The sequence below is a fragment of the Micromonospora sp. U56 genome (assembly GCF_018070095.1).
Classification (GTDB): Bacteria; Actinomycetota; Actinomycetes; order Mycobacteriales; family Micromonosporaceae; genus Micromonospora; species Micromonospora purpureochromogenes.
In genome coordinates, this window is record NZ_JAGPYL010000104.1 from 1 (window position 1) to 22,189 (window position 22,189).

The 22,189-nt window shown below is 73.7% G+C and carries 21 protein-coding genes; 9 read left to right on the plus strand and 12 right to left on the minus strand.

Features of this window, described 5'->3' with window-relative positions:
• Window positions 1–10 precede the first annotated feature (10 nt).
• A complete protein-coding gene (locus KBX37_RS26440; protein ID WP_210778619.1) occupies window positions 11–1,342 on the plus strand; it encodes an AarF/ABC1/UbiB kinase family protein in 1,332 nt (443 codons plus the stop codon).
• Window positions 1,343–1,647: 305 nt separating this feature from the next.
• Here the strand turns inward: KBX37_RS26440 and KBX37_RS26445 are convergent, their stop codons facing one another.
• From KBX37_RS26445 to KBX37_RS26455, 3 genes are all read right to left on the minus strand, one after another.
• Window positions 1,648–2,013 (minus strand): WhiB family transcriptional regulator, encoded by a 366-nt coding sequence (locus KBX37_RS26445; RefSeq protein ID WP_088960445.1) that lies wholly within the window; start codon window positions 2,011–2,013, stop codon window positions 1,648–1,650.
• 129 nt (window positions 2,014–2,142) lie between these two features.
• On the minus strand, window positions 2,143–2,397 hold the full coding sequence (locus KBX37_RS26450) for a hypothetical protein (protein ID WP_210778603.1): 255 nt from the start codon (window positions 2,395–2,397) through the stop codon (window positions 2,143–2,145).
• Between the two features lie 124 nt (window positions 2,398–2,521).
• Window positions 2,522–4,744, minus strand: coding sequence for an ATP-dependent DNA helicase UvrD2 (locus tag KBX37_RS26455; RefSeq protein ID WP_210778604.1), 2,223 nt, complete (start codon window positions 4,742–4,744; stop codon window positions 2,522–2,524).
• Window positions 4,745–4,837: 93 nt separating this feature from the next.
• Here KBX37_RS26455 and KBX37_RS26460 point away from each other — a divergent pair, with 93 nt between their 5' ends.
• The gene (locus tag KBX37_RS26460) at window positions 4,838–5,080 is read left to right on the plus strand and encodes a mycoredoxin (RefSeq protein ID WP_210778605.1); all 243 of its coding nucleotides are present in this window, start codon (window positions 4,838–4,840) and stop codon (window positions 5,078–5,080) included.
• 70 nt (window positions 5,081–5,150) lie between these two features.
• Here KBX37_RS26460 and KBX37_RS26465 read toward each other — a convergent pair whose 3' ends face one another.
• Window positions 5,151–6,410 carry an MFS transporter gene (locus KBX37_RS26465; RefSeq protein ID WP_210778606.1) on the minus strand — a complete coding sequence of 420 codons (1,260 nt, stop codon included), beginning with the start codon at window positions 6,408–6,410 and terminating at the stop codon, window positions 5,151–5,153.
• Between the two features lie 230 nt (window positions 6,411–6,640).
• On the opposite strand from KBX37_RS26465, the gene KBX37_RS26470 reads away from it, so the two are divergent.
• The 3 genes from KBX37_RS26470 (at window position 6,641) to KBX37_RS26480 (ending at window position 8,407) form a co-directional block, all read left to right on the plus strand.
• Window positions 6,641–7,612, plus strand: a complete 972-nt coding sequence (locus KBX37_RS26470) for a helix-turn-helix transcriptional regulator (protein WP_210778607.1) — start codon at window positions 6,641–6,643, stop codon at window positions 7,610–7,612.
• A 71-nt stretch (window positions 7,613–7,683) separates the two neighbouring features.
• Window positions 7,684–7,917, plus strand: coding sequence for a DUF397 domain-containing protein (locus KBX37_RS26475; protein WP_210778608.1), 234 nt, complete (start codon window positions 7,684–7,686; stop codon window positions 7,915–7,917).
• Between the two features lie 214 nt (window positions 7,918–8,131).
• A complete protein-coding gene (locus tag KBX37_RS26480) occupies window positions 8,132–8,407 on the plus strand; it encodes a hypothetical protein (RefSeq protein WP_210778609.1) in 276 nt (91 codons plus the stop codon).
• Between the two features lie 156 nt (window positions 8,408–8,563).
• Here KBX37_RS26480 and nudC read toward each other — a convergent pair whose 3' ends face one another.
• From nudC to KBX37_RS26495, 3 genes are all read right to left on the minus strand, one after another.
• The gene (gene nudC, locus KBX37_RS26485) at window positions 8,564–9,508 is read right to left on the minus strand and encodes an NAD(+) diphosphatase (protein ID WP_210778610.1); all 945 of its coding nucleotides are present in this window, start codon (window positions 9,506–9,508) and stop codon (window positions 8,564–8,566) included.
• Window positions 9,505–10,842: a pitrilysin family protein gene (locus tag KBX37_RS26490; RefSeq protein WP_210778611.1), complete on the minus strand. Its 1,338-nt coding sequence runs from the start codon at window positions 10,840–10,842 to the stop codon at window positions 9,505–9,507. Before KBX37_RS26490 ends, nudC begins: the two co-directional genes overlap by 4 nt.
• 115 nt (window positions 10,843–10,957) lie before the next feature.
• The gene (locus KBX37_RS26495; RefSeq protein WP_210778612.1) at window positions 10,958–12,268 is read right to left on the minus strand and encodes a pitrilysin family protein; all 1,311 of its coding nucleotides are present in this window, start codon (window positions 12,266–12,268) and stop codon (window positions 10,958–10,960) included.
• Window positions 12,269–12,537: 269 nt separating this feature from the next.
• On the opposite strand from KBX37_RS26495, the gene KBX37_RS26500 reads away from it, so the two are divergent.
• Genes KBX37_RS26500 through KBX37_RS26520 form a run of 4 tightly spaced genes read left to right on the plus strand, consistent with a single transcriptional unit; the run spans window position 12,538 to window position 15,811 of the window.
• Window positions 12,538–13,593, plus strand: coding sequence for an ABC transporter substrate-binding protein (locus tag KBX37_RS26500; RefSeq protein ID WP_210778613.1), 1,056 nt, complete (start codon window positions 12,538–12,540; stop codon window positions 13,591–13,593).
• The gene (locus tag KBX37_RS26505) at window positions 13,590–14,369 is read left to right on the plus strand and encodes an ABC transporter ATP-binding protein (protein ID WP_210778614.1); all 780 of its coding nucleotides are present in this window, start codon (window positions 13,590–13,592) and stop codon (window positions 14,367–14,369) included. The genes KBX37_RS26500 and KBX37_RS26505 overlap by 4 nt, the downstream gene beginning before the upstream one ends.
• Window positions 14,359–15,243 (plus strand): ABC transporter permease, encoded by an 885-nt coding sequence (locus KBX37_RS26510; RefSeq protein ID WP_210778615.1) that lies wholly within the window; start codon window positions 14,359–14,361, stop codon window positions 15,241–15,243. The genes KBX37_RS26505 and KBX37_RS26510 overlap by 11 nt, the downstream gene beginning before the upstream one ends.
• A gap of 1 nt (window position 15,244) precedes the next feature.
• A complete protein-coding gene (locus tag KBX37_RS26520) occupies window positions 15,245–15,811 on the plus strand; it encodes an Rrf2 family transcriptional regulator (protein ID WP_374103911.1) in 567 nt (188 codons plus the stop codon).
• A gap of 87 nt (window positions 15,812–15,898) precedes the next feature.
• On the opposite strand, the gene KBX37_RS26525 is transcribed toward KBX37_RS26520, so the two are convergent.
• The 5 genes from KBX37_RS26525 to KBX37_RS26545 all read right to left on the minus strand — a co-directional run.
• On the minus strand, window positions 15,899–16,099 hold the full coding sequence (locus KBX37_RS26525) for a hypothetical protein (RefSeq protein WP_154942138.1): 201 nt from the start codon (window positions 16,097–16,099) through the stop codon (window positions 15,899–15,901).
• A 279-nt stretch (window positions 16,100–16,378) separates the two neighbouring features.
• Window positions 16,379–17,683 (minus strand): DEAD/DEAH box helicase, encoded by a 1,305-nt coding sequence (locus KBX37_RS26530; protein ID WP_210778616.1) that lies wholly within the window; start codon window positions 17,681–17,683, stop codon window positions 16,379–16,381.
• Window positions 17,684–17,933: 250 nt separating this feature from the next.
• The gene (locus KBX37_RS26535; RefSeq protein WP_007464836.1) at window positions 17,934–18,137 is read right to left on the minus strand and encodes a cold-shock protein; all 204 of its coding nucleotides are present in this window, start codon (window positions 18,135–18,137) and stop codon (window positions 17,934–17,936) included.
• A 204-nt stretch (window positions 18,138–18,341) separates the two neighbouring features.
• The gene (locus KBX37_RS26540; protein ID WP_210778617.1) at window positions 18,342–21,764 is read right to left on the minus strand and encodes an ATP-dependent DNA helicase; all 3,423 of its coding nucleotides are present in this window, start codon (window positions 21,762–21,764) and stop codon (window positions 18,342–18,344) included.
• Between the two features lie 46 nt (window positions 21,765–21,810).
• The coding region (locus KBX37_RS26545) for a PD-(D/E)XK nuclease family protein (protein ID WP_210778618.1) at window positions 21,811–22,189 on the minus strand (379 nt) is incomplete at its 5' end.

The window sequence follows — 22,189 nt, forward strand, 5'->3', positions numbered from 1 at the left end:
CAATGACCAAGTGACCGACATCCCGCGCCGGGCCGTGTCCCGGACCGCCAAGCTCGCCGCTCTGCCGCTCGGCTTCGCCGGGCGGACCGTCCTCGGCATGGGTAAGCGCGTCACCGGGCTCGCCTCCGACGTCATCTCCGCCGAGATCCAGCAGCGCACCGCCGAGCAGCTCTTCAGCGTCCTCGGGCAGCTCAAGGGCGGGGCGATGAAGTTCGGTCAGGCGCTGTCGGTCTTCGAGGCGGCGCTGCCGGAGGAGATCGCCGCCCCGTACCGGCAGGCGTTGACCAAGCTCCAGGAGGCGGCCCCGCCGCTGCCCGCGGCGACCGTGCACAAGGTGCTCGCCGAGCAGCTCGGACCGGCCTGGCGGGACCGGTTCGTCGAGTTCAACGACACTCCGGCCGCAGCGGCGAGCATCGGGCAGGTGCACAAGGCGATCTGGCGGGACCCGGAGACCGGCGAGGCGCGGACCGCGGCTGTCAAGATCCAGTACCCGGGCGCCGGTGACGCCCTGCTCGCCGACCTCAAGCAGCTCTCCCGGCTGGGCGGGATGTTCCGGGCCATCCAGCCGGGTCTCGACGTCAAGCCGCTGCTGGTCGAGCTGCGGGAGCGGGTCACCGAGGAGCTGGACTACGAGCTGGAGGCCGAGTCGCAGCGGGCCTTCGCCGCCGCGTACGCCGACGACCCGGAGATCTTCATCCCGGCCGTGCTCTCCAGCTCGCCCCGGGTGCTGGTCACCGAGTGGATCGAGGGGACGCCGCTGGCGGACATCATCCGCGAGGGCACCGAGGAGCAGCGGGACGAGGCGGGCCGGCTGATGGCGACGCTGCACCTGTCCGCGCCGCCCCGGGCCGGCCTGCTGCATGCCGACCCGCACCCCGGCAACTTCCGGCTGCTGCCCGACGGCCGGCTCGGCGTGATCGACTTCGGCGCGGTGGCGCGGATGCCGGAGGGCACCCCGGAGCCGATCGGCCTGATCGCCGGGCTGGCGCTGCGCGGCGACGCGGACGGGGTGGTGGACGGCCTGCGGAAGGAGGGCTTCGTCAGCTCCACGGAGCCGATCGACGCCCACGCGGTGCTCGACTTCCTGCGGCCGATGCTGGAACCGATCGCCGCCGAGGAATTCCGGTTCAGCCGGGCCTGGCTGCGGTCCGAGGCGGCCCGCCTGGCCAGCCCGAAGTCGCCGACCTACCAGCTCAGCCGGCAGCTCAACCTGCCCCCGTCGTACCTGATGATCCACCGCGTGACGCTGGGTTCGATCGGGGTGCTGTGCCAACTGGAGGCCAAGGCGCCGTACCGGGGGATCCTGGAACGCTGGCTGCCCGGCTTCGCGCCGGTGGCCTGACCGGGACGTAACGACGTGGGGGCGGTGCCCGGTTTCCGGACACCGCCCCCACGTACTCGGTAGGGATCTAGAGAGCGCCCAGGTCGCGAGCCGACTGGGTCCGGCTCTTCATCGCGACGGTACGGGCGGAACGGGTTGCCTCAGTGCTCGTGGTGGTACGACCGGCCTGAGGCCGGCGCATTCGGGCACGGGACAACGCTTCGTGGAGTAGTTGCATCTCGGTTCCGTTCGGGTAGTTCAGCAGCATTGGTTTCGGCTTTCTCGCGGCCGGTGTCGGACACCGGCGGGGTTGGAACGGGAAGTTGTCAGGCCGCCAGCCGGACCGCGTTGCGCGACGTGGCCACACCACTGGCCACCAGTCGCGCCTCGGCCTCGACCCGGAGCGCCGCGTCGCGGGCGAGGTCCTCCTTGCGCGGACGGCCACGGGGCCGCTTGCGCGGGACGACCGCGCCACGCTCGAAGATCTCGCCGCCCCAGACGCCCCACGGCTCCGCCCGCTCCACCGCACCGGCCAGGCACTCGACGCGCAGCGGGCAGTCCCCGCAGAGCGACTTGGCCAACTCCAGCTCGGCGGGCTGGTCGGAGAACCACAGGTCAGGGTCGAACTTCCGGCAGGGCAGGTTCGCCTCCATCTCGACGCTCACGTCGAGCGGGGCCAACGCCAGACTCATCGCCCGGTCACCTCTCTCTCACTTCGATCTCGTGGATCGCATTTCCGACGTACGGCGGGGCAAAAAACTGAGGCCGCGGATCCCGGTGAGCGGGTTCCGCGGCCTCGAGGTGAGCCGGTGGTCTGGGATTCAGACCGGTCTACCTCGAGGTGGAACGCCGCGGACATCCGTGCGCTTCTTGGCGACACCGATGCCCATGCCCGTGATGCCACTGGTCCCCTCGACTCCGATCGGCGCGACGGTCAGGGTCAGCTCGGCCTGAGCCTGGACCTGGTGCACCTGCGGAACCGACGGTCGCGTGGCGGCAAGGGCCACCCGGACAGTCGACAGCGGAGCGCAGGCAGCTGGCATCGCCGCCGGACGCTCATAGGTGAAGATCTCCACGGGTGCCACCTCCCTCACGTTCCTCGTGCCGACTTGGTCTCCCACCCCGTGAGCAGCCGGAATGGCGCCGCTCCCGAGGTGTGCCATGAGGCTATTCCTCGCCCGGGGGCGAGGGCAAACGAATTTACGACGAGATTTCGAAAGTTTTTTGCGGCGCGATGTCGTCCACCGCCGCACCGTCCACCAGCGCCAGCACGGCCTCGCCGTAGAGGCCGAGCTTGCGGGGCCCGATCCCGGCGATGGCGATCAGCTCCTCGGTCCGCCCGGGACGCCGCTCGGCCAGCGCGGTCAGGGTGGCGTCGGTGAAGACGACGTACGCCGGGACCTTCTGCGCGCCGGCCACCCGGGCCCGCCAGTCCCGCAACCGCTCGTACAGGTCCTCGTCGATGTCGGACGGGCAGGTCGGGCAGCGGCCCAGCTTGCGGTCCGGGCCGGCGAGCAGGGTCGCGCCGCAGATCCGGCAGGAGACGATCTGGGTGGCGGGCCGGCGCGCGGCGGTGCGCTTCGCCACGCCGCCGCCGGCCCGCTCGCCGCCGCCGGAGCGGTCCAGCTGCGGCAGGAACCTCGACGGCCGCCGGGCCCGTCCGCCCGGCGAGCGGGCCGAGGCGTACGACAGCCAGAGCCACTGCCGGGCGCGGGTGATGCCGACGTAGAGCAGCCGGCGCTCCTCCTCGACCTGCTCCGGGGTACGGGCGTACGTGGTGGGCAGGGTGCCCTCGGAGAGCCCGACCAGGAAGACCGCGTCCCACTCCAGCCCCTTGGCCGAGTGCAGCGACGCCAGCGTCACCCCGTCGACGGTCGGCACGTGCTGCTGGGCGGCGCGGCGGGCCAGTTCCTCGTTGAAGTCGCTCAGGGTCACCGGCCGCTCCACCGCGGCGGCCTCGCGGATCGGCAGCAGCAGAGCCGGCCCTTCGCTCGCGACTGCGGGGCTCGCAAGCTCACTCCTCGCGCTCGCCCCAGGCGTCGCCGCGTACTCCTCGGCGAGCTGGACCAGCGCGGCCAGCGCCTCCCACCGTTCCCGCGCGGCGCCGCCGGCCGGGGGCGCGTCGGGGGCCCAGCCCACCGCGGCGAGCGCCTCGACCACGGCGGTCGGCAGCGGGGTCTCCCCCGGGATCGAGCGGGTGGCGGCCCGCAGCGCGACCATCGCCTGGCGCACCTCGACCCGCTCGAAGAACCGCTCCGCCCCCTGCACCACGTACGGCACGCAGGCCTCGGTCAGCGCCTTCTCGTACGCCTCGGACTGCGCGTTGGTCCGGAACAGCACGGCGATCTCCTTCGCCGGAGTGCCCCCGTCGACCAGGGTCCGGCAGCGGGCGGCGACGGCGTTCGCCTCGGCCGGCTCGTCGGTGAAGATCCGCAGCTCCGGCTCGGGGCCCGGCGGCCGCTGCCCGTGCAGCTCCAGCCGCAGCCTCGCCTCGGCGCCCCGGGCCTGCGAGATCACCGCGTTGGCCAGCCCGACCACCTGCGGGGTGGAGCGGTAGTCGCGGACCAGCCGGACCACCGTCGCGCCGCGGTGCCGGCGCGGGAAGTCGACCAGGTACGACGAGGTGGCCCCGGTGAACGAGTAGATCGTCTGGCTGGCGTCGCCCACCACGGTCAGGTCGTCCCGGCCGCCGAGCCAGGCGTCCAGCAGCCGCTGCTGCAACGGGTTGACGTCCTGGTACTCGTCGACGACGAAGTGCCGGTACTGGCCGCGCACCTGCTCGGCGACGTCCCGGTGCTCCTCGATCCCCCAGACGGCGGCGCGCAGCATGTCCTCGAAGTCGATCACGCCGTTGGAGCGCTTGAGTCGTTCGTACGCGGCGAAGACCTCGGCCACCTTCGCCGGCTCGTACGGCGTCTCGCGCAGCGCCTTGGCCGCGGCGACCACGTACTCCCCCGGCTCGACCAACGACGACTTGGCCCACTCGATCTCGCCGGCGAGGTCGCGCGCGGCGGCCCGGTCGGCGCGCAGGCCGACCTTGGCGGCGGCCAGGGTGACCACCCGCACCTTGCTGTCCAGCAGCTCGGGCATGGCGCGCCCCTCCAGCAGCCGGGGCGCGAAGTAGCGCACCTGGCGCAGCGCGGCGGCGTGGAAGGTCCGCGCCTGGACACCGGCCACCCCGAGCACGGTGAGACGGGCCCGCATCTCGGCGGCGGCCCGGGCGGTGAAGGTGACCGCCAGCACGTGCCGGGGGGAGATCTCGCCGGTGAGCGCGCGATGGGCGATCCGGGAGGTCACCGCGCGGGTCTTGCCGGTGCCCGCGCCGGCCAGGATGCAGACCGGGCCGGCCGGGGCGGTCACCGCCGCGCGCTGCTCCGGGTCGAGCCCGGCGAGCACGACTTCCGCCGCTGAGTGAACCCCCACAGCGAGGAATCATCTCAGCTCCCGCTGATGTTGCAGCGGTTAGCCTGGCCTGAACGACAGGCCGGGCGACGCGAGCACTTGGAGGACCTGACCATGTTGACGATGTATTCCACCCCGTGGTGCGGCTACTGCCACCGGCTCAAGTCGCAGCTGGACCGGGAGGGCATCGGGTACGAGGTGGTCGACATCGAGCAGGACCCGAAGGCGGCCCAGTTCGTGATGAAGGTCAACGGCGGCAACCAGACGGTCCCCACGCTGCGCTTCGCCGACGGCAGTGCCCTGACCAACCCCTCCATCACCCAGGTCAAGCAGCACCTGGCCAGCCTCGCCGGCTGACCCCTTAGCACTCAGGAAAAGTGGTCGTTCCCCCCGGAACGGCCACTTTTCCATGCCTGGGCGCGGGCGCTCAGAGGCGGGTGGCGTCGGGGGTGAGGTGTTCGGCCGGGTGGGGGCGGCGGGGCGACGGGACTCCAGCGGGCGTCCCGGGCGGCGGGGAGAGCCGCCGGCCGCGCCAGAGCCAGGCGCCGGCGGCGGTGGTGACCACCCCGACCAGGACGAACAGCAGCCGGTAGTCGAACACCCCGACGAGCAGCGCGCCCGCCCCGATGGAGCACGCCTGCGGGCCACTGACCAGCGCCTCGGACGCCGCGGCGACCCGGCCCAGCAGCCGGGGCGGGGTGCGCCGCTGGATCAGCGTGGCGAGCCCCACCATGGTCAGCGGCAACGAGACCCCGGCCAGCAGCAGCGCCAGCACCCCGAGCCGGAGGTCCGGCCAGGCCAGCGCCAGCGCGGCCGGACCGAAGAAGGTCACCCCGGCGGCGAGCGCCCCGACCTCGCCGATACGGCGTACCACCGCGGGTGAGAGCAGGCCGCCCACCAGCCCACCCACCCCCTGCACGGTGACCAGCACCCCGACGAACGCGGCGTCGCGGCCCAGCCCCTGGTCGACGTACGCGAAGATCAACGACTCGCTGAAGCCCATCACCAGCGAGCCCAGCCCGTAGCCGAGCAGGGCCCGGCGCAGCGCCGGCTCGCCGGCCAGGTGCCGCAGCCCGGCGCCCAGCTCGGCCGGCCAGCGCAGGGTGGCCGCCGCCGGTTCGGTCTCGGCCACCCGGAGCAGCCCGACCACGGCGGCGGCGGTGACGAACCCGACCATCGCCAGGGTGGTGAGCAGCCAGCCACCGACGGCCGCGTAGAGGGCCGCCCCGGCCAGCGGGCCGCCGAGCCGCAGCCCCTGCCGCACGGTCTGCAGCGCCCCGTTCGCGTCGGCGAGCAGTTCGCTCGGCACCAGCTGCCGGATCAGGCCGCTGAGCGTCGCGCTGAGCGTCAGATACGACAAGCCGTACAGCGCGGCCACCACGTAGATGATCCAGACATCGGCGCGGTCCCGGACCGCGAAGAGCGGGGTGAGCAGCATGGCGGTGCCCAGGTTCGCGGCGACGAAGAACGGCCGCCGGCGGTAGCGGTCGACCACCCAGCCGACCAGCGGCGCCAGCGTCATCGGGGCGATGATCGCGAAGAGGGTGGCGCCGGCCAGCCCGTCGGAGGAGGTCAGATCCTTGACCCAGATGGCGAGCGCGAGCAGCAGGATCGACTCGGCGGCCATGCTGGCCAGCAGCGCGCCGAAGAGCAGTCGGAAGTCGGGGCGGCGCAGGACGGTGCGCATGAGGGTTCCCTCCGCGGGGATGGCGCCGGTCGGCGCGTCAGGGGGGAGGTGCGGCCGGCCCGGTCATCGTCGCCCGGACGGCCGACACCTTCCACAGTCCTCTTTTTGTCTCGTGACACGCCCTCGCCGGAACCTCCGGCACCGGTCGCGCCGTCCATACTGACCGTGGGGGGCGAATTTCATACAGTTACCGTCGCGTCCGCGGCGGTCGACGCGAAACGAGGACACCCGTGCCTCCTGCCGTACCCAGTCCGATCCTGCGACGACGCAGGCTCGGCACCGAACTGCGCCGCCTGCGCGAGGCGGCGGGGCTCACCGGCGACCAGGTCATCGAGCGGATCGGCTGGGCGTCGGCGTCCAAGCTGTCCCGGCTGGAGAACGGGCGCAGCCGCCCGGACCCGGACGACGTACGCCTCCTGCTGGACCTCTACGGCGCCGAGCCGGAACTGCGCGACGACCTGATCGGCATCACCCACGAGGCCGGCGACATGCGCGGTTGGCGCAAGTCGTACCCGGTGATGACGCAGCAGCAGCTCGGCTGGGCGGAGATCGAGGCCGGCTGCGCGGAGATCCGCGAGTACAACCCGGTGCTGGTGCCGGGGCTGCTCCAGACCCCCGGCTACGCCCGGCTGCGGATCGTCTCGGCCGACCAGGCGGCCAGCGCGACCGGCGACCCCGAGGCCGGCGAGGACCCGGAGACCGAGGTACGCGCCCGGCTCGCCCGCCAGTCGCTGCTGGACCGGGTCGACGGCCCGCGCTACACCGCGGTGCTGGAGGAGGCCGCGCTGGGCCGCCGGGCCGGGCCGCCGGAGGTGCTGCACGAGCAGCTGGTGAAGCTCTGTGAGCTGGCCATCCTTCCCAACGTCACGCTGCACCTGCTGCAACGCGACACGGTGATCGGTGATTTCTACCTGCCGCCGACCGCCTTCTCGCTCTACCGGTTCGCCGATCCTCAGGATCCGGAGACCCTGGCGATCGAAGGCGGCTTCATCGACGTCATGTCACACGAGGCAAACCCGGTAAATCGCTATAAAGTGACCTTCGAGTGGCTGTGCTCGGCGGCGCTCTCCGCATCGGACACCCTCTCCTGGCTCTTCGAGGCGACGGGGCGGCTGACCGACTCGGCAGCCCCGTCCACGTCGGCGTCGGCAGCGGCGCCGGTCCAGCGCCGGCGACACTCCGGGCGCCTGACGGAACGGTGATCCACACCGAACCCGTCGGGGCCGGGCGGGTCACTCGTCCCCATCGGAGTTCCAGGAGCAGGAGCAGAACCATGAACGACATCCGCAACACCGTCTCCGCCCGGCAGCTCGCCGACGCCGCGTGGCGCAAGAGCACCCGCAGCCAGACCTCAAACTGCGTGGAGGTGGCGCCGCTGGGCGCCGGCGCGGCCGTGGTCGCGCTGCGGGACAGCAAGGACCCGAGCGGGCCCGTGCTGCTGTTCAACCGGGCCGGCTGGCTCGGCTTCGTCGGCGGCGCGAAGAACGGGCAGTTCGATCTGAACTGATCCGGGACGCAGCGAGGGGCCGTCGGCGCACCGCCGGCGGCCTCTCGTCGTCTCCGCCGACGCGAACGTCCTGAGCAGGCATCGGCTGATCGGATGAGAGCGGACGGATAGTCGCGTTTCACTTGCTGGGACGACGTGCGGGCGTAACATGACGAAAGAGTGACGTGGAACTTCTACAGCGTGCTCGCCCGTCGCGGTCCATCCGGAGACAGCCATGCGTTTCCTGATCGTTCGTACCGACATCCGCACCGCCGCCGACAACGACATCGCCGCCGCCTGGGCCGGTGGTGGTCGGCTACGGGACGAGACGACCGCGCCCGAACCGCGCCGTCAGATCGTGCACGCCGAGGACCGCGACGCCGCGCTGCTGCTCGCCCGCGCGCTGTCCACCGTCGGCGCCGTCCGGTCCGGCCGGCAACGGGTCAAGGTGCTCCCACTCGACGAGCCCGGCGTCGTCCACCAGGAGTGGTGGGAGGCCAGCGGCACCTGAGAACCACCGACGTCCGCCGTGGTCGGACCGGCTCCCCCGCCGTGTTCCTCGCCTCATCCGCCACGACGGTCCGTGTTCCCGGCCCGGGATCGTCGCGGCAACGACGGTCCCGGGCCGGGACCGCGTCCAGGCCCAACTGCCCGGGCCGTCAGCCGGTCAGCAGTGCCCGTCCAGCCAGCGGTGGATGAGGAAGAGGGCGATCGAGGAGGGCGGCGGCAGGATCACCCGGTCCCCGTCGCCGGCGTCCACCGCCCGCCCGGCCAGCACCGCGCCGACCTCCCGCCGGGTGAACCAGCGGGCGTACGCGATCTCGGTCGGGTCGAGGAGGACCGGCGCCTTCGGGTCCGCCTCGGCCAGGAAGCCGAGCATCAGCGAGCCGGGAAACGGCCAGGCCTGGCTGCCCGCGTACCCGATCCGCTCGACCGCGACCCCGACCTCCTCGTGCACCTCGCGCAGCACGGCCGCCTCGGCCGACTCCCCCGGCTCGACGTAGCCGGCCAGGCAGGAGAAGCGGCGCTCCCCCGCCATGCGTGGCCAGGTCGCGTTGTTGCCGAGCAGGCAGCGCCCGTCCGGGCCGTCCACCCCGTCGTGCACCAGCACGATCATCGCCGGGTCGGTCCGCGGCCAGGCCCGCTGGCCCTGCGCGTCCACCCGGGACCAGCCGCCCTCGTCGATTTCCGTCCGGTGCCCCGTCCGCGGCGACCAACCGTGCCCGAGATGCCAGTTGACCAGCGCCAGCGCGGTGGTGAAGACACCCGCGTCCCGGTCGCTGAGCAGGTGCCCGACGTCCCGCAGGTGCACCGCCCGGGTGCCCGGCAGATCGGGCAGCGGCGCGTCCACCGCGAAGACCGGCGCCCCGTCCGGCTCCAGGCCGAGGAAGAGCGGCGCGGCGTCGGCGATCCCGTCCAGCTCGGTCGGCTCGCGCAGCACCAGCGCCGGCGGGTTGGCATCGGTACGGACCAGCGCCATCCCCTCCCGCGACGAGTCGAGCACCAGCACCCGGGACCGCCGCCAGGCCTGCGCCAGCCAGTCCGGGTCGGTACGCCGGTGCGCCGCCCGGTCCAGGGTGGTGCGGGCCAGCGGCGGGGGCTCGCCGCTCACGCCGACTCCCGGCGTACCGGGGTCAGCGCGGCCAACTGTCCCTCGATCCGGTCGGCGTCCCCCAGCACCACGGTGACCGCCTTCGCCGGGGCGAGGTAGCGGGCCGCGACCTCCGCGACGTCCTCGGGGGTTGCCCTGGCCAGCCGGGCGGCGTGCTCGGCCAGGAAGTCCAGTCGCAGCCCGTTGCCGGCGTACGCGCTGGTCAGCGAGGCGAGACCGGCCTGCGTGGACATGCCGAGCTGGAGGGTGCCCAGGGCGTACTGGCGGGCCTGCTCCAGCTCGTCCGGCTTCGGCGGCAGCGAGGCGAGCCGGCCCAGCTCGTACGTCGTCTCCAGCAGCGCCGGGCCGGTCACCTCGGTGGCCACCTCGGCGGCGGCGACCAGCACCGAGCCGGCGACCGAGTGCTCGACCGACGAGTGCGGCCCGTACGTGTAGCCCTTGTCCTCGCGGATGTTCTCCACCCACCGGGAGGAGAAGTAGCCGCCGAAGACCAGGTTGGCCAGTTGCAGCGCGGCGTGGTCCGGGTGGGTGCGCGGCACCGCGGGCAGCGCGATGCGCAGCGAGGACTGCACCGAGCCGGGCCGGTCGACCAGTAGCAGCGGACCGGGCTCCAGCGGCGGGGTCGGCGGCAGGTCGACGCCCCGGGTGTCGCCGCGCCAGCCGCTCAGCGCCTGCTCGGCGGCGTCCAGCGCCCGCTCCGGCCGCACGTCGCCGACCAGCACCAGCACCGCCTCGGCCGGGTGCACCCGCTCGGCGTGCAGCTTGCGCAGCGCCGGTGGCTTCACCGCGCGGACCTGCTCGGGCTCCGGCGTCTGCACCGCGTACGGGTGGCTGCCGTAGATCCGCTTGAGCAGGGCCGTCCGGGCCAGGTGCGCCGGCTGGCTCTGCGCCACCTGGATCCGGTCGATCAGCCGGTCCCGCTCGGTGCCGACCCAGTCGGCCGGGTACGTCGCGTCGGTCAGCACGTCGGCCGCCAGCTCCAGCATCCGGTTCAGGCCGGTGACCAGGGCGGCCCCGGAGAGCATGAGCCGGTCCGGGTCGATGCCGGCCGACAGCCCGCCGCCGACCTTCTGCAACTCGGCGGCGATCTGGGTGGCGGTGTGCGTCTGCGTGCCGGCGAGGATGGTCTGCGAGAGCACCGCGCCGCGGGCCAGGTGGGTACGGCCGAACGGCATCCACAGCCGCAGCTCGACCAGGGGCACGGCGGGGCGGCGTACCGCGATCACGGTGAGGCCGTTGGCGAGCCGCCGCTCGGCCTGCTTCGGCACCTTGAGCTTGCGGGTGGGGCCGAGCGGCGGCAGCGCGCGCGGCGTGGCAGGGGCGGTCGTCGTCACCGGGTCACCTCTGTTCGCGACTGCGGGGCTCGCAACCCCGGCTCACTCCTCGCGCTCACCGGAGCGTCATCCGTTCGCGACTGCGGGGCTCGCAACCCCGGCTCACTCCTCGCGCTCACCGGGCACCTCCGGGAATGACCTCGACGGCGGCGCGGCGCTCCGGCCGCAGGGTGGCGGCGGCGGCCTGGACCTGCTCCTCGGTGACCTCGCCGACCAGCCGGGGCAGCTCGTTGAGCAGGCCCGGCTCGCCGCGCTGCTGTTCCAGCACGGCCATCCGCAGCGCCCGGCCGAGCACCGCGTCGGTGTCCCGCAGCAGGTGGGTGGCCATCCTGGCCTGGGTACGCGCCAGCTCGCCCTCGATCAGCCCGTCGGTGGCCAGCCGGTCCATCTCCTCGTCGATGGTGCGCAGCACCTTGTCCACGTCCCCGCCGGGTGGCAGGTGCGCCTGGAGCAGCAGCGCGGTGGGGTCGCGCACGTCGAACGGGTCGCCCATGAAGCCGAGGTAGCCGCCGAGGCCGGTGACCGTCCGGTCCCGCTGGACCAGCCGCTCCACCAGCCGGGAGGCGTCGCCGTCGGTGAGCACCTCGGCCAGCACCACGTAGGGCAGGTAGCCGGCGAAGTCGTCGATCGGGTCGGGCACCCGCCAGGCCCCGGCGACCGCCGGCAGCGGCGCCAGCGTGTCGGTGTACGTGCTGCGCCGCTCGACGGTCAGGTCCGGCTCGGTGAAGTCGGGCCGCCGCGGCGCGGGTCGGGCCGGCACGTCGGAGAAGTGCCGCTCGATCAGGGCCATCGCCTCGGCGACGTCGATGTCCCCGCTGACCGCCAGCACCGCGTTGCCGCTGGCGTAGTAACGGCGGAAGAAGTCGGCGGCGTCGGCGACGGTGGCCGACTCCAGGTCGACGAAGGAGCCGTAGCCGTCGTGCGCGTTGGGGAAGGTGTCGAACATGACCGGCGGCAGGGTCAGCCACGGGAAGCCGCCGTACGGCCGGTTCAGCACGTTGACCCGGATCTCCTCCTTGACCACGTCGACCTGGTTGCGCAGGTTCTCCTCGGTCAGCCGGGGGCCGCGCATCCGGTCGGCCTCCAGGAACAGCGCCCGTTCCAGGGCGTTGCTCGGCAGCGTCTCGAAGTAGTCGGTGTAGTCCAGGTGGGTGGAGCCGTTGAAGGTGCCGCCGGCGCCCTGGACGTGCCGGAAGTGGGCCAGCTTCTCCAGGTTCTCCGAGCCCTGGAACATCAGGTGCTCGAAGAGGTGGGCGAAGCCGGTACGCCCCTCGGGCTCGGACCGGATGCCGACGTCGTAGACGACCGCGACCCCGATGACCGGGGCGCTGCGATCGGGGGTGAGGACCACCCGCAGGCCGTTGTCGAGGGTGTACCGCTCGACCGGATATTTCGTCGCGGGGATTCTGACTCTGCGCGTCGGCACGACAACGACCCTAGCGCCTCGGCAGTCCCGGCACCGGCGACCTTCGCGGAGCGGTCGGCACCGGCGGGCGCTCCGGCGCGGGGGGTGGTGCGCCGCCGGACGGCGGTACGCCGGTCGACCGATCGACGCCGCCAACCCCACCCAACAGGTGGGAATTGCCGAGATTCCCCCGGCAGGCCGTCCCGGATCGTGGATGGGTCTTGACGCCGGCCGACCACTGCCCCACCCTTCCTACCAATCAAGTAGGAATACTGCGGATTGGATGGACGATGAGACGGCTCCCCTTCCGTCGGTTGGTCTCCCTCGCCACCCTCGCCGTCATCGGCGTGGCGACGGCGGGGACCACGGCGGCGTGCGGCGACGACAGCGCGGCCGGCGGCTCCGGCCCGGCCACTCTGCGGCTGGGCTACTTCCCCAACATCACCCACGCCCCGGCCGTGGTCGGCGTGGAGAAGGGCATCTTCACCGAGAGGCTCGGCACCGACGCCAAGCTGGAGACCAAGACCTTCAACGCCGGCCCCGCCGCGATCGAGGCGGTCTTCTCCGGCGCGCTCGACGCGACGTACATCGGTCCGAACCCGACCGTGAACGCCTTCTCCAAGTCCCAGGGCGAGGCGGTCCGGGTGATCTCCGGCGCCGCCTCCGGCGGCGTGGCCCTGGTGGTCAAGCCGGAGATCACCTCGGTCGAACAGCTGCGCGGCAAGAAGATCGCCACCCCGCAGCTGGGCAACACCCAGGACGTGGCGCTGCGCTACTGGCTCAGGGAGAAGGGCCTGAAGACCACCAAGGAGGGCGGCGACGTCACGATCGTGCCCCAGGAGAACGCCCAGACGGTGGAGACCTCTGGCAGCGGCGCGATCGACGGCGCGTGGGTGCCCGAGCCGTTCGTCTCCCGGCTGGTCAACGCCGGCGGCAAGGTGCTCGTCGACGAGCGCGACCTCTGGCCGGACCGGAAGTTCGTCATCACCAACCTGATCGTCAGCACCAAGTTCCTCAAGGCCCACCCCGACGTGGTGAAGAAGCTGGTCGAGGGGCAGGTCGCCGCGAACGAGTTCGTCAACACGAAGCCGGACGAGTCCCAGCAGGCCATCTCCGAGCACATCGGCAAGATCACCGGCAAGCCGCTGGACGTCAAGCTGATCAAGCAGGCCTGGCCCACGCTGGAGTTCACCAACGACCCCATCGCCTCCTCGCTGAAGACCGGGCTCGACCACGCGGTCGCGGTGGAACTCACCCAGCCGGTCAGCCTCGACGGCCTGTACGACCTGACGTACCTCAACGAGGTGCTCAAGACGCAGGGCAAGACCGAGGTCGCCCAGCCATGACATCGACCACGACGGCGCCGGGGAGCGTGACCACAGCAGTCGCGCTCTCCGGCGTGACCAAGGTGTACGGGCGCGGGGCGAACGCCTTCCTCGCCCTCGACGGGGTGAGCCTCGACGTCGCGCCCGGCGAGTTCGTCTGCCTGGTCGGCGCCTCCGGGTGCGGCAAGAGCACCCTGCTCAACCTGGTGGCCGGCCTGGACCGGACCAGCGGTGGGCGGATCGCGCTGGCCGGCGACGCGAGCCCGGGGCTGATGTTCCAGGAGCCCGCGCTCTTTCCGTGGCTGACCGTCGAGGCCAACGTGGAGGTCCCGCTGAAGCTGCGTGGGCTGCCCCGGGCCGAGCGGCGCGAGCGGGTGGCGGAGCTGCTGCGCACCGTCCACCTGGCTGAGTTCGGCCGCAAGCGCCCGCACGAGCTCTCCGGCGGGATGCGCCAGCGGGTCGCGCTGGCCCGCACCCTGGCCCTGGACACCCCGGTCCTGCTGATGGACGAGCCGTTCGGCGCGCTGGACGCGATGACCCGGGACATCCTGCACGACGAGCTGGAACGGATCTGGTCCGAGCGGAACCTGTCGGTGCTCTTCGTGACCCACAACGTCCGCGAGGCAGCCCGGCTCGCCGACCGGATCATCCTGCTCAGCAGCCGACCCGGCCGGATCATCTGGTCGACCGCGGTGGACGTGCCCCGACCCCGGCGCATCGACTCCCCCGAGGTCGCCGCGATCGCCGCCGAGGTCACCGACCGACTTCGTACGGAGGTGGGCCGACATGGCCGGTGACACCCTCACCGGGGCCGCGCGTAGCGACGCGGAGATCTCCGGGCTGGATGCGCTGGAGATCGCCGGTCGGGACAAGGAGGTCTCCCGGGGCGCCCGGCTCTGGGCGGCCACCTGGCCGAAACTCGCCGCGCTGGCCCTGGCCATCGGCATCTGGCAGGTGGTGGTCTGGAGCGGCTGGAAGCCGCCGTGGTCGCTGCCGGGCCCGGTGGTGGTGGGCGAGGAGTTGATCCGGCAGGCGAGCGGCCCGCAGCTGTGGGAGGGCATCGCGATCACGTTGCGCCGGGCCGCCGTCGGGTACGTCTTCTCGGTCGCGGTGGGCCTGCTGGTCGGCCTCGCGGTGGCCCGGTCCCGGGTGCTCCGGGCGGCCATCGGCTCGATGATCACCGCCCTGCAGACCATGCCGTCCATCGCCTGGTTCCCGTTGGCGATCCTGCTGTTCGAGCTGAGCGAGAAGGCGATCTTCTTCGTGGTGGTGCTCGGGGCCGCGCCGTCCATCGCCAACGGGGTGATCAGCGGCGTCGACTACGTGCCGCCGCTGCTGCTGCGCGCCGGCCGCAACCTCGGCGCCCGGGGACTCAACCTCTACCGGTACGTCATCGCACCGGCCGCGCTGCCGGCGATCGTGGCCGGCCTGAAGCAGGGCTGGGCGTTCTCCTGGCGCAGCCTGATGGCCGGTGAGCTGCTGGTGGTCGGCATCTCGCAGACCTCGCTCGGCGCGCAGCTCACCTACGCCCGGGAGTTGGCGGACTCGCCCTGGCTGCTCGCCACGATGATCGTGATCCTGGTCGTCGGCCTGCTCGTCGACGCGGCCTTCGGCGCGGCGGACAAGGCGATCCGGCGCCGCTGGGGCGTGCTGGACCAGGCCGGTCAGTGACGTGTACGTCTCCGCGCGCAGCGACTACGCGCTCCGGGCGATGCTCGCCGTCGCCGCCGCCTCGACCGGCGGCGACGGCGGGCCGGCGGGCTCGGAGTCGCGGACGGCGCCCGTCCCGGCGGGCGGGTCGGGCACGTCACCCGGCTCCCGGTCCGGACCGGCCGGCGGGTCGGTGCCGGCCGGCGGGTCGGTGCCGGCCGGCGGGGCCGGTGGCGAGCTGGTGAAGGCGGCGGCCCTGGCGGAAAGTCAGGGCATTCCGCTCAGCTTCCTCCAGGGCATCCTGCTGGACCTGCGCCGGGCCGGGCTGCTGCACAGCCACCGGGGCACCGAGGGCGGGTACGCGCTGACCCGGCCCGCCGGGGAGATCAGCGTCGGGGACGTGCTGCGCGCCGTCGGCGGCTCGCTGACCACGGTGCGCGGCCTGCCGGCGGAGAACGCCGGCTACCACGGCGTGGCGACGGGGCTGCGGCACGTCTGGCTCGCGGTGCACGGCGCGATCGCCGTGGTGGTCGACCGGACCACGCTGGCCGACCTGCTGGTCCGTCGCGAGCGTTCCGCCATCGGGTGACGGCCGGTCGGTCCTCCCCCCGGAGCCCGACCGGCCACCCCCGCGTACCGGCCCCTCGCCGGCCGCGGTCCCGGGACCATCCCCCGGCTAGCCGGAGGTCAACTCGACCGCCGGGCCGGCCGAGCCGGCCGGGCTGCGCAGTTCCACCAGCCCGGCCGGGGCGGCGCGCCCCGGCCTCGGGTGCCAGGGCGCGAACGCCGCGACCATGGCGAGCACCAGCCCCGCGCCCGCCACCGCGAACACCACCAGCAGCTCGCGCACCGCCCCCGAATCGGCGTCGCCCGCCATGGTCACCCCTCCCGTGCCCGACCGCCCCCGGCCGGATCTTCCCCCCGGTACAAGCTTCGATCAGGCAGGGGCCTCGGGACAGTCGCCGATCGGACCCAACCTCGCCTGTTTGCCGACTCAGCCGGCCAAACGTTCACCCAGCGTGGCCGTCCGGCCCCGCCACGTCGGCGATCTCCACCGATGCCAGGGACTCCGGGCCGGACGGGGCGTTCCGGAAACGAAAACAGCGGCCGCGCGACCGCCGTCGGGCGGTGCGCGGCCGCTGCGGGCCGGGAAAGGTCAGGCGGTACGCGGGCGGCGCAGGCGCCGGGAGCGGCCCGAGGTGCGGTGCGCGGAGCGCGCGCCCTCCCCGCCACCGCTGGCGCTACGCGCGGCCGGTGCCGGCTGCGGGACGGCGATGGTCACCGGCACGCCGGACGGCTCCCGGGCACCGGTCACCCGGGCCAGCGACCCGTCGTTGAGGCGTACCTGGGTCGACTGCGGCTTGATCCCGGCCACGCTCATCAGCCGGGAGACGTCCCGGCGCTGCTCGGGCAGGACCAGCGTGACCACCGTGCCGGACTCCCCCGCCCGGGCGGTACGACCGCCCCGGTGCAGGTAGTCCTTCGCCTCGGTCGGCGGGTCCACGTTGACCACCATGTCCAGCCCGTCCACGTGGATGCCGCGGGCCGCCACGTCGGTGGCGACCAGGGCGGTCACCTGGCCGGTGCGGAACTGCTCCAGGATCCGGGTGCGCTGCGGCTGGGACTTGCCGCCGTGCAGGGCGGCGGCGCGTACCCCCTTGGCCAGCAGCTGGCGGGCCATCCGGTCGGCGCGGTGCTTGGTGGCCATGAACATGATGGTGCGGCCCTCACGGGCGGCGATCTGGGTGAGCGCGGCCGGCTTGTCGGCCGCGTCGACGAGCAGCACGTGGTGCGTCATCGCGGTCACCGTGGCGGTGCCCGGGTCGACCGAGTGCGAGACCGGGTTGCTCAGGAAGCGGCGGACCAGCTTGTCCACGCCGCCGTCCAGGGTGGCGGAGAAGAGCATCCGCTGGCCGTCCGGGGCGACCTGCTCCAGCAGCTTGGTGACCTGCGGCAGGAAGCCCATGTCGGCCATCTGGTCGGCCTCGTCCAGCACGGTGATGGCGACCTGGTCGAGGCGGGCGTCGCCCCGGTTGATCAGGTCGTGCAGCCGGCCGGGGGTGGCCACCACCACCTCGGCGCCGGAGCGCAGGGCGTCCGCCTGCCGCTGCAACGACAGGCCGCCGACCACGGTGGCGCAGCGCAGCCCGACGGCGCGGGCGTACGGGGCGAGCGCGGTGGTGACCTGCTGGGCCAGCTCACGGGTCGGCACCAGCACCAGCGCCAGCGGGCGACCGGGGCGGGCCCGGCGGCCGGCGGTACGCGACAGCAGCGGGAGCCCGAAGGCGAGCGTCTTGCCCGAGCCGGTACGGCCGCGGCCGAGCACGTCGCGGCCGGCGAGCGAGTCCGGCAGGCTGGCCGTCTGGATCGGGAACGGCTCGGTGATGCCCTGCGCCGTCAGCTCGGTGAGCAGCGCCGGCGCCAGGCCGGTCGCGGCGAAGGTGGGAATGGTCATGGTCATGCGGAAATGCCTTCCTCGACGCGGCACGTGTCGAGGGAGGGCGCCGGTGAATCGGCGCTGTCGCCGGCGGAGCAGATCCGCCGCGACTCACAAGCACGAACCGAAGGGGTACAGGCCGGTCCGCCGCAGCACGCCACTCCCGCCGTAGCGGGGGGCGGCGCGGCGGACCGGTCCCGTCACCGCGCCCGGAGGGCGCGGAGGGTGTTACGGGTCGATCCGAAGATCAGGGTGTTACGGGTTGATCCGAGGATCAGAGCGGGCGGATGTTCTCCGCCTGCGGGCCCTTCTGGCCCTGGGTCACCTCGAACTCGACCCGCTGGTTCTCGTCCAGGCTCCGGTAGCCGGAGGACTGGATCGCCGAGAAGTGGGCGAAGACGTCAGCGCCGCCGCCGTCCGGGGTGATGAAGCCGAAGCCCTTGTCAGCGTTGAACCACTTGACGGTGCCAATAGCCATGTGTTCTGTCTCCTTGACGGAACGTCGAACCCGCACCTGTTGCGGACTCGAAGAGGAGCGCTCCGCGCGGGAATGCGCGAATCGCTTGTCGCTTCTGGTCGCCCCGCCCGGAGAACTCCGGACACAACAAAGAGCGCCTGGGGCCACAATCCGCCAGGCGCACACAGAGTCTCTGGAAACCAAAACTGCAACGGGACGAACCTATCACGGATTTCCCGGCACGCCACCCCCGGGCGGAAATTCCGGTACGCCGCCGATCAACGCGGTGAGCCCGTCGGCGTCGAGCAGGTCCGTCGGCCGCACCGTCACGCCCTCCCGGACGTAGTGGAAGGCCGCCCCGACCCGGTCGACCGGCACCCCGGCCAGCTCGGCCCAGGCCAGCCGGTAGACGGCCAGCTGCACCGCCGCCACCTCGGCTTCCCGGCCGGTGGGCCGGCGGCCGGTCTTCCAGTCGACCACGTCGTAGCGGCCACCGGGGCGGGTGAAGACGGCGTCCATCCGGCCCCGGACCACCACCCCGGCGAGCACTGTGGCGAACGGCACCTCCACCTCCACCGGCACCCGCTCGGCCCACTCGCTGGCCAGGAAGCGCTCCTGCAACTCGGCCAGCGCCTCGTCCGGCGCGGCGTCCGCGTCGGCCGCGCCGGGCAGCTCGTCCACGTCGAGCAGCCGGTCGGCGCCGAAGCGCTGCTCCAGCCAGGTGTGGAAGGCGGTGCCTCGCCGCGCGTACGGGTTGGGCTCGGTCGGCATCGGCCGGCGCAGCGTCCGGGCCAGCGCCTCCGGGTCGCGGCGCAGCGCCACCAACTGGGTCACCGACAGGTGCCCGGGCAGCGCCACCTCCACGGCTTCGGCCTGCCGGAGCAGCTCGGCCCGCTCGGCGAGGAGCAGGTCGGCCTCCCGTCGCCAGCGCACCACCTCCGGGTCCTCGACGCCGGCCTCCCCACCGGCCGGCACCGCCGCGGCCACGGCTTCGCCAGCCGGTTCGCGGCGGGCCGCGGCGGGGTCGGCGAGGAACCGGCGGACCAGCGCGGCGGCCTCGGCCAGCGCCGGCCGGCGGGCGCCCAGCGGGTCCGCCGGCCACTCCGCCCGCAGCACCATCTCGGTGGTCGGGTTGACCGCGTCCCCGGCCGGCTCGGGCGCCCAGCCGTCGACCAGGTGCCCGGTCGCGCCGTCGAGGCAGGCGTCGTGCACCTCGCGGAGAAAGACCGACGGACCCCGGAAGCGTTTGGTCCCCTCCCCCCACCAGTAGCCGGAGCAGAGCAGCAGCCGACGCGGCCGGGTCACCGCCACGTACGCCAGCCGGCGCTCCTCCCGCTCGTCGTGCGCCCGCCAGGCGTCGGTGAAGTCCGCCAGGGCCCGGGCCACCCCGCGCTGGTCCTCCGCCCCGGCCAGGCCCAGCTCGGGCAGCCCGTCGGCGTCGCCGCGCAGCGGGAACGGCAGCACGCCGAGCCCGCCCAGCCAGTGGTCGGAGTTGCGCACCGGCCCCGGCCAGACTCCCCGGGTCAGCCCGGCGACCGCCACCACGTCCCATTCCAGACCCTTGGCGGCGTGCGCGGTGAGCACCTGCACGGCGCCCTCGACCACCTCCACCTCGCCCGGGGCCAGGCCGCGCTCCTCGTCCTCGGCGGCGGCCAGGTAGGCCAGGAACCCGGCGAGGGTGGCCCCCGGGGTCTCGCCACTGAACCGGGCGGCCACGTCGCCCAGGGCGTCCAGGTGGCCCCGGGCCAGCCCGGCGTCACCGGCGCCATCCCGGCCGGCCCGGACCGCCACCTCCACGTCCAGGCCGATGGTCCGCTCGATGTCGGCGATCAGCTCCGGCAGGGTCTGGTCCAGCCGGTAGCGCAGCAGCGCCAGTTCCATCCCGTACGCGCGCAACCGCGCGTAGCCCTCGGCCGAGTACGCCTGCGCCGGCCCGAGGTCGGCCAGCGCCTCGACCAGCGTCGCCTCGTCCAGCACGTCCACCGCGATCTCCGGCCCGTCGTCGCCGGTGAGCCGGTGCCGCGCCCGCGCGATCGCCCGGGCGCGCCGGTGCAGCGCCACCAGGTCACGCGGCCCGATCCGCCAGCGCGCGCCGGTGAGCAGCCGCAGCAGCGCCGCCCCGTCGGTCGGGTCGGCGAGCACCCGCAGGGTGCAGACCACGTCGCGGACCTCGGGAGTGTCCAGCAGGCCGCCCAGGCCGACCACCTCGACCGGCAGGCCGCGAGCCCGCAGCGCCGCCTCGATCGCCGGGATCTGGCTGCGCAGCCGGACCAGCACGGCCGTGGTGGGGCGCTGCGGCACCGGGATGTGCTCGGGCAGCGCCCCGGGCAGCCGGGCGGCGCCCCGCCAGGCGGCGAGCACGCTGTCGGCGATCCAGTCGGCCTCGTCGGCGTACGTCTCCAACAGCGCGCAGTGCACGGTGCCGGCGGCGTGGCCGCCCGGGCTGCGGTGCGGGATCGGGTCCCGGACGCTCAGCGCCGCGCGCAGCTCGGGCACCCGGGCGCCGGCGGCGCGCAGCGGCAGGGAGAGCGCGTTGGCCACGCCGAGGATCTCCGGCCGGTTGCGCCAGCTCGTGGTGAGACTCAGCACCTCGGCCGGGGTGCCGTCGGGGCGGGCGAACTCCGTCGGGAACCGCTCCAGGGTGCCGGCGCTGGCCCCGCGCCAGCCGTAGATGGACTGGCACGGGTCGCCGACCGCGGTGACCGGGTGGCCGCCGCCGAACAGCGCGTTGAGCAGCACCACCTGGGCGTGGCTGGTGTCCTGGTACTCGTCGAGCAGCACCACCCGGAAGCGGTCCCGCTCGACCGCGCCCACCGCCGGGTGGTCGCGGGCCACCCGCGCGGCCCGGGCGAGCTGGTCGGCGAAGTCCATCGCCTCGAAGTCGTCCTTGCGCCGCGCGTACGCCCGCACCAACGGGAGCAGCTTGAGCCGGGTCTGCTGGAACTGCAACGCCCTGCGCACGTCGGCGTAGACCCGACCGGGGCGGGACTGCACGTCGGCGAAGAAGCGGCCGGTCCAGGCGGCCAGCTCGTCCGGGTCGACCAGGTGCTCGTCCAGCTCCCCGGCCAGCGCCAGCACCGCGTCGGTGATGGTGCTGGGCATCCGGTCGACCTCGGACATGTCGCCGTCGTAGTTGCGCACCAGCAGGTCGACCAACTGCCAGCGGGACGCCTCGGTGAGCAGCCGGGTGGTCGGCTCGTACCCGGCGCGCAGCCCGTGCTCGGTGACGATCCGGCCGGCGTACGAGTGGTAGGTGGAGACGGTCGGTTCGCCGGCGAGCGGGTCGTCCAGCGGGTCGCGCCCGCGCCGGCCCAGCCGCCGGACCAGCTGGTCGAGCCGGGTACGCACCCGGTGCGCCAGCTCACCGGCCGCCTTGCGGGTGAAGGTGAGGCCGAGGATCTGCTCCGGCCGGACGTACGAGTTGGCGACCAGCCAGACCACCCGGGCGGCCATCGTCTCGGTCTTGCCCGATCCGGCGCCCGCCACCACCAGCAGCGGTTCCACCGGCGCGGCGATGATCGCCGCCTGCTCCCGGGTCGGGGCCGGCAGCCGGAGCAGCTTCGCCAGCTCGACCGGGGTGTAGCGGGGCCCGGCGTCGGCGGCCCGGGGCGCCGGGGCGGCGGTGCTGAACAGGGTCGGCTGGGTCACCGTTCCGCCTTCGCTCGCGCCTGCCTGGCTCGTCCACTCCGCGCGGTCACGGCTCCTCCGGGGTGCGGGGCGCCGGGGGCTCGACGACCTGGCGCCCCTGCCCGGAGACCGGGCAGCTGGTGCGCACCGGGCAGACCCGGCACTTCGAGTTGGCGACCGCGGCGAAGGTGGCGGCGGCCATCGTATCGGCGGTGCGCCGGACCAGGGCGGTGGCCCAGCCGGCCTCCGGACCCTCCCCGGCGGCGGCCTGGGCCTGCTCCTTGGCGTCCTTCGCCCCCGTGCCGAGCTGCACCAGCGCGGCACCGCCGGACTCCTCGCCGAACTCGGCGAACGCCCCCGCCTCCACCGCTGCCTGGTACGCCCCGAGCTGCGGGTGCTCGGCCACCTCCCGCTCGGTGACCGCCGTCGACTTGCCGGTCTTCAGG